The organism is Sphingomonas populi, from assembly GCF_004208535.1.
GTDB classification, from domain to species: domain Bacteria; phylum Pseudomonadota; class Alphaproteobacteria; order Sphingomonadales; family Sphingomonadaceae; genus Sphingomonas; species Sphingomonas populi.
The window spans coordinates 1-13085 of sequence record NZ_SGIS01000003.1; the positions used below are offsets into that span (position 1 = coordinate 1).

At 65.0% G+C, this 13085-nt stretch carries 11 protein-coding genes, 1 tRNA gene and 3 pseudogenes; 3 read left to right on the top strand and 12 right to left on the bottom strand.

Annotation, left to right across the window (positions count from 1 at the left end; all coding sequences use genetic code 11):
• A pseudogene (locus EWE75_RS02560) lies at positions 1–616 on the bottom strand (ATPase, T2SS/T4P/T4SS family); the annotation flags it as partial.
• Here EWE75_RS02560 and EWE75_RS25445 point away from each other — a divergent pair.
• Both EWE75_RS25445 and EWE75_RS02570 read left to right on the top strand, forming a co-directional pair.
• Positions 598–894 (top strand): annotated as a pseudogene (locus EWE75_RS25445) (type I secretion system permease/ATPase); the annotation flags it as partial. The pseudogenes EWE75_RS02560 and EWE75_RS25445 overlap by 19 nt on opposite strands.
• Entirely contained in the window at positions 891–2066 is a 1176-nt protein-coding gene (locus EWE75_RS02570; RefSeq protein ID WP_130155142.1) for an HlyD family type I secretion periplasmic adaptor subunit, read from the top strand. The pseudogene EWE75_RS25445 and the gene EWE75_RS02570, both read left to right, overlap by 4 nt.
• Before the next feature lie 405 nt (positions 2067–2471).
• On the opposite strand, the gene EWE75_RS24890 is transcribed toward EWE75_RS02570, so the two are convergent.
• The 11 genes and pseudogenes from EWE75_RS24890 to EWE75_RS02625 all read right to left on the bottom strand — a co-directional run bounded on the left by EWE75_RS24890 (position 2472) and on the right by EWE75_RS02625 (position 11081).
• Positions 2472–2678: a hypothetical protein gene (locus EWE75_RS24890; protein WP_165388248.1), complete on the bottom strand. Its 207-nt coding sequence runs from the start codon at positions 2676–2678 to the stop codon at positions 2472–2474.
• A 108-nt stretch (positions 2679–2786) separates the two neighbouring features.
• Positions 2787–3059: a VirB3 family type IV secretion system protein gene (locus tag EWE75_RS02580; protein ID WP_130155143.1), complete on the bottom strand. Its 273-nt coding sequence runs from the start codon at positions 3057–3059 to the stop codon at positions 2787–2789.
• A complete protein-coding gene (locus EWE75_RS02585) occupies positions 3059–3394 on the bottom strand; it encodes a TrbC/VirB2 family type IV secretion system protein (protein WP_130155144.1) in 336 nt (111 codons plus the stop codon). The genes EWE75_RS02580 and EWE75_RS02585 overlap by 1 nt, the downstream gene beginning before the upstream one ends.
• Complete coding sequence (trbB, locus tag EWE75_RS02590) at positions 3391–4377, bottom strand: P-type conjugative transfer ATPase TrbB (protein ID WP_130155145.1); 987 nt, start codon at positions 4375–4377, stop codon at positions 3391–3393. Before trbB ends, EWE75_RS02585 begins: the two co-directional genes overlap by 4 nt.
• Before the next feature lie 210 nt (positions 4378–4587).
• A pseudogene (locus EWE75_RS02595) lies at positions 4588–4919 on the bottom strand (hypothetical protein); the annotation flags it as partial.
• A 232-nt stretch (positions 4920–5151) separates the two neighbouring features.
• Positions 5152–5227, bottom strand: a tRNA-Lys gene (locus EWE75_RS02600).
• Between the two features lie 91 nt (positions 5228–5318).
• Positions 5319–6431: a rod shape-determining protein RodA gene (gene rodA, locus EWE75_RS02605; RefSeq protein WP_130155146.1), complete on the bottom strand. Its 1113-nt coding sequence runs from the start codon at positions 6429–6431 to the stop codon at positions 5319–5321.
• On the bottom strand, positions 6428–8512 hold the full coding sequence (gene mrdA, locus EWE75_RS02610; protein WP_130155147.1) for a penicillin-binding protein 2: 2085 nt from the start codon (positions 8510–8512) through the stop codon (positions 6428–6430). Before mrdA ends, rodA begins: the two co-directional genes overlap by 4 nt.
• The gene (locus EWE75_RS02615) at positions 8509–9024 is read right to left on the bottom strand and encodes a rod shape-determining protein MreD (RefSeq protein ID WP_130155148.1); all 516 of its coding nucleotides are present in this window, start codon (positions 9022–9024) and stop codon (positions 8509–8511) included. Before EWE75_RS02615 ends, mrdA begins: the two co-directional genes overlap by 4 nt.
• Positions 9021–9920 carry a rod shape-determining protein MreC gene (locus EWE75_RS02620; RefSeq protein WP_130155149.1) on the bottom strand — a complete coding sequence of 300 codons (900 nt, stop codon included), beginning with the start codon at positions 9918–9920 and terminating at the stop codon, positions 9021–9023. The genes EWE75_RS02615 and EWE75_RS02620 overlap by 4 nt, the downstream gene beginning before the upstream one ends.
• A gap of 114 nt (positions 9921–10034) precedes the next feature.
• Positions 10035–11081, bottom strand: coding sequence for a rod shape-determining protein (locus EWE75_RS02625; RefSeq protein WP_069205666.1), 1047 nt, complete (start codon positions 11079–11081; stop codon positions 10035–10037).
• Between the two features lie 156 nt (positions 11082–11237).
• Here EWE75_RS02625 and mutL point away from each other — a divergent pair, with 156 nt between their 5' ends.
• Positions 11238–13043 (top strand): DNA mismatch repair endonuclease MutL, encoded by a 1806-nt coding sequence (mutL, locus tag EWE75_RS02630; protein WP_130155150.1) that lies wholly within the window; start codon positions 11238–11240, stop codon positions 13041–13043.
• The last annotated feature ends 42 nt before the right edge of the window (positions 13044–13085 follow it).

A 13085-nucleotide genomic window follows, 5' to 3' on the forward strand; every position in this document is an offset into this window, starting at 1 on the left:
TGGCGATGCCGCCGGGATGGCCGGTGTTCCAGGCCTTCAGCATGTCGAGTGCTTCGGGACCGCGCACCTCGCCGACGATGATGCGATCGGGACGCAGGCGCAGCGTCGAGCGGACGAGATCGGCCATTGTCACGACGCCCGGGCGCGTGCGCAGTGCCACCGTGTCGGCCGCCGGGCTTTGCAGTTCGCGCGTATCCTCGATCAGGATCACGCGCTCGTCGACCCAGTCCATTTCGGCGAGCAGGGCGTTGGCGAGCGTCGTCTTGCCGGAACTCGTGCCGCCGGCGATCAGGATATTGTAGCGCTGCGTGACGCAGGCCTTCAGCCGATCTGCCGCCGCTTGGCCCATGATGCTATCGGTCACATAGTCGTCGAGGCTGTACAGCCGCTCGGCGGGCTTGCGGATCGAGAAGCAGGGCGCAGTCGATACGGGCGGGAGCACGCCTTCGAACCGTTCGCCAGCGCGTCCCTCGATATGCGGCGGCAGTTCTGCTGACACGATGGGCGCGTCGCTATGCACTTCGGCGCGGGCATGCGATGCGACGAGACGGATGATGCGCTCGACCTGGTCCGCATCCATGCGGATGTGGGTATCGGATCGCGCGCGCCCTCGTCGGAGATCCGCGCATTCTCATCCTCGACGAGGCGACCTCGGCGCTTGATGCCGAGAGCGAGGAGATCATCCAGACGAACCTCAAGGCGATGGCGCGGGGACGGATCGTCATCATCATCGCGCACCGGCTGTCAGCGATACGTCAGTGCGACCGCATTGTTGCCCTGGAAGCAGGGCGGATCGTGGAAGCTGGCACGCATGACGAGCTGTTACGCCGCCAGGGACGCTATGCTGATCTTCATCGGCGGCAGATGGGTGTCTCTCACGGGGGTGCGGCATGAGCAGTTTGGGCCATCACTGGCGCGTGCTGCGGCAGGCGCTAAAGGACGACCGGGACCGATCCGGGCAGAAGCGCCGTTTCAGCGATCCGGAGTTCCTGCCAGCAGCACTGGAGGTGATAGAGCGACCCGTATCTCCGACGGGGCGCATAACGCTTTGGATTCTGATGGCGGGCCTCGTCGCCACCATCGCTTGGCTGGTTTTCGGGCGCGTGGACGTGGTGGCTTCGGCGCAGGGCAAGATCCTGCCCACCGACGCGGTCAAGCTGGTGCAGGCTTCCAACACGGGCGTCGTGCGTCGGATCTACGTACGCGACGGTGAAGTGGTTCGTCGCGGTCAAGCGTTGATCGATCTCGATCCTACCGTGTCGACCGCCGACGAAGCCCAAGCTCAGAAGGCGCTTCTCGCCGCTGAGATCGACGCGGCTCGTGATCGAGCTATCGCGGATGCGCTTGGAGGCCAGGCAATCACCTTCAACGCCCCTGCCGGAACGTCTCCGGAAGTGGCGGAAACGCAGCGCCGTCTTATAGCGGCGCAGGTGGCGGAAAACATGGCGGCGACCGCCAGCATGGCAGCCGCCCGTCAATCCTCCCTCGCCGAGGCGCGCGCAGCCGCAGAGCAAATCCGCAAGTACAACGAGACCTTGCCGGTGCTCGACCGCGAGGTCGATGCCATGGACGGGCTCGCGGCAAAGGGCTATGCTCCTGGTCTCAGGTTGCTGGAACTTCAGCGGCAGCGGCGCGCCGAAAAAGGCGATCGTGACGTTGCCGCCGCTCAGCAAGCCCGCGGCTTATCCGACGCTCGCAAGCTCGGGCAGTCGGTTACCCAGACCCGGGAACAGGCGCGGCAGCAAGCACTCGCCGATCTTGCCAAGGCACAGAACGAAGTGATCATCCGGCGAGAGGAACTTACTAAGGCCCGGCGGCGCTCCAAGTTGCAGCGACTGGTGTCACCGGTAGACGGCAGCGTGCAGCAGCTCGCTGTTCACACGGTTGGCGGTGTGGTCGAGCCGGTTCGTACGCTCATGGTGGTCGTACCGCGGGGCGCACTGAGCGTTGAGGTCAAGGTGTTGAACAAGGACGCCGGCTTTGTCCGCGTGGGTCAACCTGCTGCCGTCAAGCTTGAGGCATTTCCGTTTACCCGTCATGGTACGATCCCGGGTCGGATTAGCTAGATCAGTAGCGACGCCGTGGAAGATCGTAAGTTCGGGTTGGTCTATTTGGCACGAGTTACCCTGCTGAAGACAACCATCAACCGCGGCGACTCGGTTGTGTCCTTAGGACCCGGAATGAATGTCACGGCTGATATCCAGACTGGCTCGGGCGCTGCTTACGCAAGCGTTGAAAACAGTCCCGGGAACAGTTCAGGGGAGGGTATAGTGTAATAGAAATTTGTGTCGCTCGCCGATGTGCGATGCTGCAAGTTAAGATGGAAGCGGGTCCCGGCAACCACAAAACTAAGCAAATACACTACTTTATCAAAAGCTCTCTTTCTCCGAAGAGGGCTTTTTGCGTTAGCACGCCGCCGCGCTCGTCACGCACATCCAACACGCGTTCGGAATGTTGATCGAGTCCTCGGCTCAGCGATGGCGCGGCGGTCGAACCACCGCCGCGATCACCGTCGTGATTGAACCTGGCCCGGCCTGCACCACGTTTCCGCCTGTCATCGCGATACGGCTTGCCTGATGGGTTGCGTCGGTGACGAAGATGTCGCGCACGCCGATCTCCGGCGATGCGATCTTCAGCGTCCGCTGGACTGGGCCTGCGTTGAGGTGGATGAGCACCAAAGTCCGCTGGTCCGTCCTTGTTCAGCACGACGCCCGGTGCGGCGAGCGCGGCCCAAGGCAGAAAATCGGCGAGACAGGCCGCGTGCCCGCGATATTCGCGCAAAGACATCATGGCCGCACCCATGTCGGATAGCGAAGGTGCCGGCGGGCGACGTCGACGAACCGGGCGTCGCGCCGTGCTGCCCAGACGCCGAGCATGTGCCCGATCGCCCAGATCGCGAGGCCCGCGACCCAGAGCCGCAAGCCCAGGCCGATCGCGCCGGCGAGCGTTCCGTTGAGGATCGCCACCGCGCGCGGCGCGCCGCCGAGCAGGATCGGCTCGCTGAGCGAACGGTGGACCGGCGCGTAATAGCCCGGCACGAGGTCGGCACTGCCCTCCATCAGATCAGCGCTCCGCCGCCGAACGAGAAGAACGAGAGGAAGAAGGATGAGGCGGCGAACGCGATCGACAGGCCGAACACGATCTGGATCAGCCGGCGGAAGCCCCCCGACGTCTCGCCGAAGGCCAGGCTGAGGCCCGTCGTGATGATGATGATCACCGCGACGATCTTGGCCACCGGCCCCTCGATCGACTCGAGGATCGAGTTGAGCGGGGTTTCCCAGGGCATAGACGAGCCCGAGGCATAAGCCGGATTGGCGAGCAGCGGCAGACTCAGCGCCAGGGCGAGGGTGGCGTGGCACGCGTGCCGAAGACGGCGCTGAAGGACAGCGGTCATTGGGTATCTCCATGGTCGGGGGAAGGAAGAAAGGTCAGGCGGTAGTCGCCGGTCGCAGCATCGAGGCCATCGATGCGCGCCAGTTCCGAGAGCCGCCGCCCGGCGCCGTCACGCACCAGCACCGCGACGAGATTGATGGTCTCGGCGATCAGCGCACGCGGCACCGTCACCACCGCCTCCTGGATGAGTTGCTCCATCCGCCGGAGCGCGCCGATCGCGCTGCCGGCATGGATGGTGCCGACGCCGCCGGGATGGCCGGTGCCCCATGCCTTCAGCAGGTCGAGAGCTTCGCTGCCGCGCACCTCGCCGATCGGGATGCGGTCGGGGCGCAGGCGCAAGCTGGAGCGGACCAGATCTGACAGGGAAGCTACGCCGTCCTTGGTCCGCATCGCCACGAGGTTCGGCGCCGTACACTGGAGCTCGCGCGTGTCCTCGATCAGCACGACGCGGTCGCTGGTCTTGGCGACCTCTGCCAGCAGAGCGTTCGTGAGCGTCGTCTTGCCGGAGCCGGTGCCGCCGGCGACAAGGATATTGGCGCGCGAGGCAACGCCGTCACGTAGGACCGCAGCTTGAAGGAGCGACATGATCCCGGCCTCCGCGTAATCCTCGAGCGTGAAGACCGCGACAGCGGGCTTGCGGATTGCGAAAGCTGGCGCGGTGACGACTGGGGGCAATAGCCCCTCGAACCGCTCCCCGGTTTCCGGAAGCTCGGCCGATACGCGCGGGCTGCGAGGATGGACCTCGACGCCGACGTGATGCGCAACGAGACGAATGATGCGCTCGCCATCCGCAGGCGTCAGGCGCTCGCCGCTGTCAGCGATACCGTCGCCGAGCCGATCGACCCAAAGCCGTCCATCGGGGTTGAGCATGACCTCGATCACGGCGGGCTCGGCGAGCCAACGCGCGATCGATGCGCCCATCGCCGTGCGCAGCATTCGCGCGCCCCTGACAATGGCTTCCGATCGGATTGCCTCTGCGCCCATCTTGATCCCCGCTTCAATGGCGGGGCCAAGCGTCCCGCGTGCTGGGGATGATTAAGAGACGCAGAAAAAGGCGAAGTTCAATATGGATTTAGCGTCGTAGCGCGGTGGCGCAATAATACAGGCGTTGGCGTAAGACTGTCCTGAGCTTCGGGGAATCGAACGGGTCGACACGAACAGCGCGACACCTACTTCGTCGAAACGCCGCGCCGCTCCGGCGGGATGCGCGACCGGCGCGCGTATCAGCGTGGAGAGACTGGTGTCAGCTCTGGCAGCGTAGCATGCCAAGGCGGAGGACTTGAGTTCGTGTCGTCGCTTGCCGACCCGGATCCCCAACGCCGGTATTCCAACGATGCTGAGCATCGCCGGACCCTTAACCGGCTCCGCCCATCGCAGGTGATCGCGGACTTTCGGGCGAAGATCGTGTCGCCGCAGTCGATGACATATTGGACATCGCGCAGCACGTGAGCGAGGCAGACCTGATGCGCCTTGCCCAGTTCCTGCTGCCCGGCATAGCGATCCGAGATCCAGACGTCGGGCTGGTGTACCGCGTTCGCTTTGACTGCCGGACCTGTAAAGGCCAGTTCGATAACCGGACAGCCCGTTTAAGCTCAAGCCAATCGGTAAGGGTGCAGAATAGGAAGTTCCCGCTAGGCGGGGAACACCATGGGGTAAGTGTTCCGAAAAAACCGACCTAAAAACCGACCTAAAATGAAAATTAGGTCGGTGCTGCCTTGGCGGCACTCGTCTAATTTGTTGATTTCTTTAAGGAAGTTATGGTGGACGCACTTGGGCTCGAACCAAGGACCCGCTGATTAAGAGTCAGCTGCTCTACCAACTGAGCTATGCGTCCATTCCGGCAGCGGTAGGAGATGCTTGGCAGCACCACCGCGTCGGGAGGTGCGCTGTTACCATCCGCGCGGCGGGATGCAACCCCTTTTTCGTTACCAGCGCACAGTTTTGCGATTTTGCCGGTCGATCGACATCAACACGCCCAGACACAGCATGACAGTCATCTGCGCGGAGCCGCCAAAGCTGATCAGCGGCAGCGGTACGCCGACCACGGGGGCGAGGCCCATCACCATCGCCATGTTGATCGAAACGTAGAAGAACAGCGTGGTTGCCAGCCCGGCGGCGGTCAGCCGGGCGAAGCGGCTTTCGGCGTGCTGTGCGACGTTCATCCCCCAATAGATGATCGTGAAGAACGCGGCGATCAGCAGCACGCCGCCGATCAGGCCCCATTCCTCCATCATCGTCGCCAGCGCGAAATCGGTGTGGCCCTCGGGCAGATAATCGAGGTGGCTTTGCGTGCCGTTGAGGAAGCCTTTGCCGAAAATCCCGCCCGATCCGATCGCGATCTTCGACTGGCTGATGTGGTATCCGATGCCGAGCGGATCGCTTTCGGGATCGAGGAACACGAGGATGCGGTTGCGCTGATAGCCGTGCAGCACGAAATTGACCGCGAACGGCACCGCGATACCCACCGCCAGCGCACCGCCGATGAACAGCCTGAGCGGCACGCCGGCCAGGAACATCACGGTGATGCCGCTCGCCATGATCATCAACGCCGTGCCGAGATCGGGCTGCTTCATCACCAGCGCGGCGGGCAGCAGGATCAGCGCCGCAGCCGGCCAGATCGCGCTGAACCGTCGCGTCTCGCCCGCCGGCAGACCATCGTAGAATTTGGCGACGGCCAGCACGATCGCGAGCTTCATCAATTCGGAAGGCTGCAAGCGGATGATGCCGAGATCGAGCCAGCGCTGGCCGCCGCCGCGCACCGCGCCGATCAGTTCGACCAGCACCAGCAGTACGACCAGCACACCATAAGCTGGCAGGGCGGCCTTGCCGAAGGCGGACGCGGGTACGCGCGACAATGCGATTGCACCCAGCAGGAACACGAAGAAGCGGACGCCTTGGGACAGCGCCCAGGGGCGGATGCTACCGCCAGCCGCCGAATACAGTACGAGCAAATCGAAACTGCCGATCGCCAGCGTTAGCAGAATGATGAGCCAGGGCAGTTGCGAGACGGCTTTGGGGACGTAATCGCGTGCACTCATTGGTCCCGCTCCGTGGTCCCGTCGGCGGCGATGCTGTTGCCGGCGGCATTGGTGCGCGCGACCGATTCGGCGGTTGAGACGTCGGCGGCGGTCGCGGCATTGACGGCGGGGGCCTCGGTCGGAGCGGTGACGTTGAGTTCGGTCTGCACCGCGACCGCCGGGGGCGGTGCGTTGGCGGCGGCGCGATAGGCGGTCGCCTCGGCAGCCATGCGCGTGCGGATGTCGCCGCCCCAAGTCGGCTCGAGTTCGGCGAGCGTCGCCATCGCTTTGTCGCGGTCGAACATGTACGTCATGATGTCGCGGCCGATCCCCGGCGTATCGAGGTTGCGCACGGTATGCCCGCCATGTTCCAGCACGACGGCGGTGGCATAGCGTGGCTTGTCGGCCGGCGCGAAGCCGATGAACAGGGCATGGTCGCGCAGCTTGAACGGCAGCGACGCATTCTTGAGCACGCCGCCAGCGCGCTCGGCCATTGAAATACGACGGACCTGCGCGGTGCCGGTCTTGCCGGCGAGCGCAACGCCGGGAATCTGCATGCGGGCCGCGCCACCGGTGCCGCCACCGTTGACCACACCGAACATCGCATCGCGCACCACCGCGAAATGCTCGGCGGAAATCGACAGGTCGGCCGGGGCGGTGGCGTGACCGGCAAGGATGCTGGGATGGAGAATTTTGCCCGACGCGAGCCGCGATGCCATCACCGCAAGCTGGAGCGGGTTGGCGAGCACATACCCTTGGCCGATCGATGCATTGAGCGAATCGGCGACGGTCCATTGTTCCTTATATTTCCGTAGCTTCCATGCCGGATCTGGCACGGTGCCATAACGCTGACTGCCGAAGGGCAGGTCGAACTTCTGGCCCAGGCCCATCGCGCGCGCGACCGGCGCGATCGCGTCATAGCCGACCCGGCGCGCCATCTCGTAGAAATAGATGTCGCAGCTCTGCATGATCGCGTTCTTGAGATCGAGCGGCCCGTGCCCGCGCTTCTTGTGGCAGTGGAATACGCCGTTGCCGACGCGCAGCGCACCCGAGCAATTGACGCGCGTGCCCGGATCGACGCCGGCTGCAAGCAACGCAAGCCCGTTCATCGGCTTGACCGTAGAGCCGGGCGGATAAAGACCCTGCAACACCTTGTTCATCAACGGAACATGATCGTTATCCGACAGCATCTTCCATTCGAGATGGCTGATCCCGTCGGAGAAATTGTTTGGATCGTAGGCCGGCATCGACACCATCGCGAGCATTTCGCCGGTCAGGCAATCGATCACTACCGCAGAGCCCGAGTTGGTGCCGAGCCGCCGCGCCGTATATTCCTGTAGTCCCGCGTCGATCGTCAACCGGGTCGTCTGGCCGGGCGTGTCGGGGCGGGTAGCGAGCTCGCGCACCAGCTTGCCGCGTGCGGTGACTTCGACTCGCTTCGCGCCGGGCTGACCGCGTAACTGACTTTCCAGTGTCTTTTCAAGACCATCCTTGCCGAGTTTGAAACCCGGTACGAGCAACAGCGGGTCTTTGGTTTTGAGATATTGTTCGGCCGACGCCGCCCCGACATAGCCGGTGAGATGCGCCACCGCCGCACCTGCCGGATAGCTGCGCGCAAACCCGCGCGTCGGCGCGACGCCGGTCAGTTCGGGCAAATGGACGCTGACTGCGGCGAACCGTTCCCAATCGAGATTGTCGGCGACCTGCACAGGCTGAAAACCGGCGGCGTGCTTCAGATCGGCGGCGATCCGGGTCATTTCCTCCGGCGGAAGGCCGAGCAAGCGCTGCAATTCGCCAAGGATTCTCTCCTTGTCCTGAAGCAAATCGGGGATCAGATCGACGCGAAAATCGGTACGATTGTTGGCGATCGGCGCGCCGTGACGATCGACGATCCAGCCGCGGCGCGGTGGAATTCGCGTCATGCTGACGCGGTTGCTTTCGGACAACAGGCTGTAATGCGCGTTCTCTGCGATCGCGAGCCAGGTCATTCGGCCAGCCAGCAGCAGCGCGACCCCACCTTGCGCCGCGCCCAGCATCAGCGCGCGGCGAGAAAAGCTATAAGTCTGCGTAGCTTCGGTGACGATACGCGGCGGGCGGCTCATGCCGGTTCGTAATCCCGATCGAGCCAGGCGCAAAGCAAGGAAATGACCGGGAACAGCAGCACAGAGGTGGTCACCTGGAGCAGCAGCACGGTATCGACGTGGGTGCCGAACGGCACCGCGACCAAGCGGCCGCAAATCAGGTAGAAGGCGGTGCCGCCCGCCGCGATCAGCCAATTTTGCCAAAAATCGCGGAACACCAGACGCTCGTCGATCAGATCGATCATGAAAAAGCACAGCGTCCAGGTGGTGATGCCGAGTCCGAACGGCTGACCGCTCACCAGATCATCGAACAGCCCGAGCGCGAGGGGAGCCCACACCGGGATCGCCTCACGCCGGTTCAGTCGCCACGCGAGCAGCATTAGCAGCCCGACGGGTGGCAGAAATGGAAAGGAGGCGATCGTCGGCCAGATGGTGACGCAGGAGCCGACCATCACCGACAGCGCTGGCAGCAGCCGGCCGACGCTTGAATCCGGGGTCTCGTCGAAGGGCCCGCGGCGGCGCGGCGATCTCACGGCTTTTTCGCCTTGGGGGTCGGCACTGGCGTCGGCGTCGGGGCAGGTGCGAGGGCCGGCAGATAGGCACGCTGCACCAGCGCGAAATCGAGCGTGCTCGGCCGTACTGCGGTTTCGGCGAGGACGATGTCACGGCCGTGGCGCAGAACCCGCGCCACCGGAATGTTGGGCGGGTAAATTCCGCCCGCGCCCGAGGTGACGAACACCTCGCCCGGCGCGAAAGTCGCGGCGGCGTTGCTGACCGAGCGGATATCGACCAACCCGTCGCCGCGCCCCTGGGCGAGCGCAGGGAGGCCGTCGCGGGTGCGCCGCACCGGCACCGAGCTTTCGGGATCGGTCAGCAGCAGCACGCGCGCGGTGTTTGGGCCGGATTCGAGCACCTGGCCGATCAACCCCTCGGGGCCGAGCACGGGCTGACCATGTTCCACGCCCTGCCATGCACCGGCGTTGAGCGTAGCGAAGCGTCGCGTGCTCGCTGCGGTGGAACTCACCAGCCGCGCGGTGGTCACCGGCACGCCGACCCGCTCGCGCAGTGCGAGCAGACCCTTCAAACGGCGGTTCTCATAGTTGATCGCGCGCGCGCGCATCGTGATTGCGCGCTCGTCGGCGATCTGTTTGCGCAAGACGGCATTCTGGTCATGGACCGCGATATAGCTGCTCAAGCCCGTCGGCACCGAGCCGACCGAGCGGCCGACGAAGGCGAGCACCGAAGACACCGGCGCGCTCACCTCGGCGATCGCGGTGCGCGCCGCGCCGAACGTGTTCGGATCGAAATAGGACAAAGCGAGCAGGATCGCGCCGACCAGCGTACCCGCCACAGCGAACACATAGGTTGCGAAAACGCCATATTGCGCCCGGCGCGAAAACCCCGGACGCCGGTTATTCGACGGCGCCATCAATCCCTCGTTCGAAGCCCGCTCCGGGGCAATTGGAAGTCTGACGCCCCGTACACAGGGCCGATGATATTGGGTAGCGGTATCGCACGTCGCGACACCGCTATCCGAAAAACATCAGGCGCTGTGCAAGACCCCGCGAAACACCGGGTCTTCGAGCGCGCGGCCGGTGCCGAGCGCGACGCAGATCAGCGGATCGTCGGCGACGGTGACGGGCAGGCCGGTCTCGTCGCGCAGCACCTCGTCGATGCCCTTGAGCAGCGCGCCGCCGCCGGTGAGGACGATACCCTGATCGACGATATCGGCAGCCAGTTCCGGCGCGGTATTTTCGAGCGCGATGCGGACGCCTTCGACGATCGTACCGACCGGCTCGCTGAGCGCCTCGGCGATCTGGCCCTGGTTGATCTGAATTTCCTTGGGCACGCCATTAACGAGATCGCGGCCCTTGATGTGGATCGTCAGGCCGATGCCGTCCGCCGGCGGCTTGGCGACGCCGACTTCCTGCTTGATCCGCTCCGCCGTCGCATCGCCGATCAGCAGATTGTGGTTGCGGCGGACGTAGGAGACGATCGCCTCGTCCATCTTGTCGCCGCCGACGCGCACCGACGTGGTGTAGGCGAGGCCACGAAGCGACAAGACCGCGACTTCGGTGGTGCCACCGCCGATGTCGACGACCATCGAACCGATCGGTTCGGTGACGGGCATGTCGGCGCCGATCGCGGCCGCCATCGGCTCCTCGATCAGCCAGACCTGGCTCGCGCCCGCATTTGAGGCCGCGTCACGGATCGCGCGGCGTTCGACCGAGGTCGAGCCCGACGGCACGCAGATCACGATCTGCGGCCAGCGCATGAAGCGCCGCTGGCCACCGTGGACCTTGTGGATGAAATGCTTGATCATCTGCTCGGCGACATCGATGTCGGCGATCACGCCGTCACGCAGCGGGCGAATCGCCTGGATGCTGTCGGGGGTCTTGCCCATCATCAGCTTGGCGTCGTCGCCGACCGCCTTCACGCGCTTGACGCCGTTGAGCGTCTCGACGGCGACCACCGACGGTTCGTTGAGGACGATGCCGCGACCGCGCAGATAGACGACGGTGTTCGCGGTCCCGAGATCGATCGCCATGTCGTGCGACATGAATTTGAAGAAACGCGAGAAGAAGGCCATTGATCGTTCCGTTCTGAGCCGCCCCTAAAGCAAGGTTGCGGCAATTCGCACAACTCCCAGCGTCGTCTTCATGGCCGGTGCGTCAGAGCTATCGCCCTGATCGCGTGAGATGAATGCGGGTCGCGGGATGGCTGCGCTTGGGCTAGAGCATGACTCATGTCAATACGGCGCCTACCCGAACATCTGGTCAATCGAATCGCTGCCGGCGAGGTGGTCGAACGCCCGGCGAGCGCGCTCAAGGAACTGGTCGAAAACGCGATCGACGCCGATGCGTCGCGTATTTCCATTCGGCTCGTCGCAGGCGGGACAGACCTCATCGAAGTTACCGACGATGGCAGCGGCATGACGCCCGCCGACATGGCGCTCGCGCTGGAACGGCATGCGACGTCGAAGCTGCCGGACAGCCTGTTAATCGATGGGGCGATCGAAGCCGTTGCGACGTTGGGTTTTCGCGGCGAGGCGTTGCCCTCGATCGCGAGTGTCGCGCGGCTTTCGCTCGAAAGCAGGGTGCCCGGCGCGGAAGGCTGGTCGCGAATCGTCGATAACGGTGCGTTGGTGGGTGAGGGGCCGGCGGCGATTCCCCCCGGCACGCGTGTCCGCGTGGAGGCGCTGTTCGAACGCGTGCCGGCGCGGCGCAAGTTCCTGCGCTCGGCACGGTCGGAATATGCCGCCAGCCTCGACGTGGTGAAGCGGCTCGCGATGGCGCGGCCTGATATCGCTTTCAGCCTTGAGCATGACGGCCGTCGTGTGCTGACCGTCGCCGCCAGCGAGACCTTGCCCGACCGCGTGGCCGCGCTCACCGATCGCGGGTTGATCGAGAATGGCATCGGCGTCGATCTGGAGCGCGAGGGCATCGTGCTTGGCGGAATCGCCGGATTGCCGACCTTCAACCGTGGCATCGCCGACCATCAATATCTGTTCGTCAATGGGCGTCCGGTGAAGGACCGCCTGCTCACGGGCGCGGTGCGCGGCGCCTATGCCGAACTGCTCGCGCGCGATCGGCATGCGGTGGTGGCGCTGTTCCTGCAGGTGCCGGGCGATCTCGTCGATGTGAACGTTCACCCCGCCAAGACCGAAGTGCGTTTCCGCGAGCCGGCGCTGGTGCGCGGCCTGATCGTCAGCGGTCTGCGTCGCGCGCTCGACGAAGCCGGGCATCGCAGCGCGCAACGCCCCGACGCCGCCGCGCTGGAGCTGTGGAAATCCGAGCCGATCGCGCCACCAACGCCCTCTCCCCACTTGTGGGGAGAGGGTCGGGGAGCGGGGCAGTACGAAGCGCCGTCCCCCGCGCTCCATGCGGTGTACGACCGCCGCCCATCCTTCGCAGCGCCACCCCCGCAGGCCCGCGCCGAACCGGCCTATCAGCCACCCCCGCAAACCGAACGCTATCCGCTCGGCGTCGCGCGTGGCCAGGTCGCGCGCACCTATATCGTCGCCGAGGCCGAGGACGGGCTGGTGCTGGTCGATCAGCACGCCGCGCACGAGCGGCTCGTGCTGGAGCGGATGCGCAAGGCGATGGCGGGCGGTGGGGTCGCGTCGCAGGCGCTGCTGCTCGCCGAAGTGGTTGAACTCGACGAACCCGCCTGCGACCGGCTCGAAGCCCGCGCCGCCGAACTCGCCGAATTCGGCCTCGACCTCGATCGCTTCGGCCCGCGCGCGATGCTGGTACGCGGCGTACCCGCATTGCTCGGGCAAGGCGATGTCGTCGGCCTCGTCACCGATATCGCCGACGAACTCGCCGCGTTCGACGAAGCGCTGAGCCTCAAGGAACGGCTCGACCATGTCGCCGCGACGATGGCGTGCCACGGATCAGTCCGGGCCGGGCGGGTGCTGTCGGTCGCCGAAATGAACGCGTTGCTTCGCGAGATGGAGGTGACCCCGCATTCGGGCCAGTGCAACCACGGCCGGCCGACCTGGATCAAGCTCGCGCACGGCGACATTGAGAAACTGTTCGGGCGCAAATAGTTCGAGTCAGCCTCCGCCCAGTTGCTCCAGGTACGTTTGGCT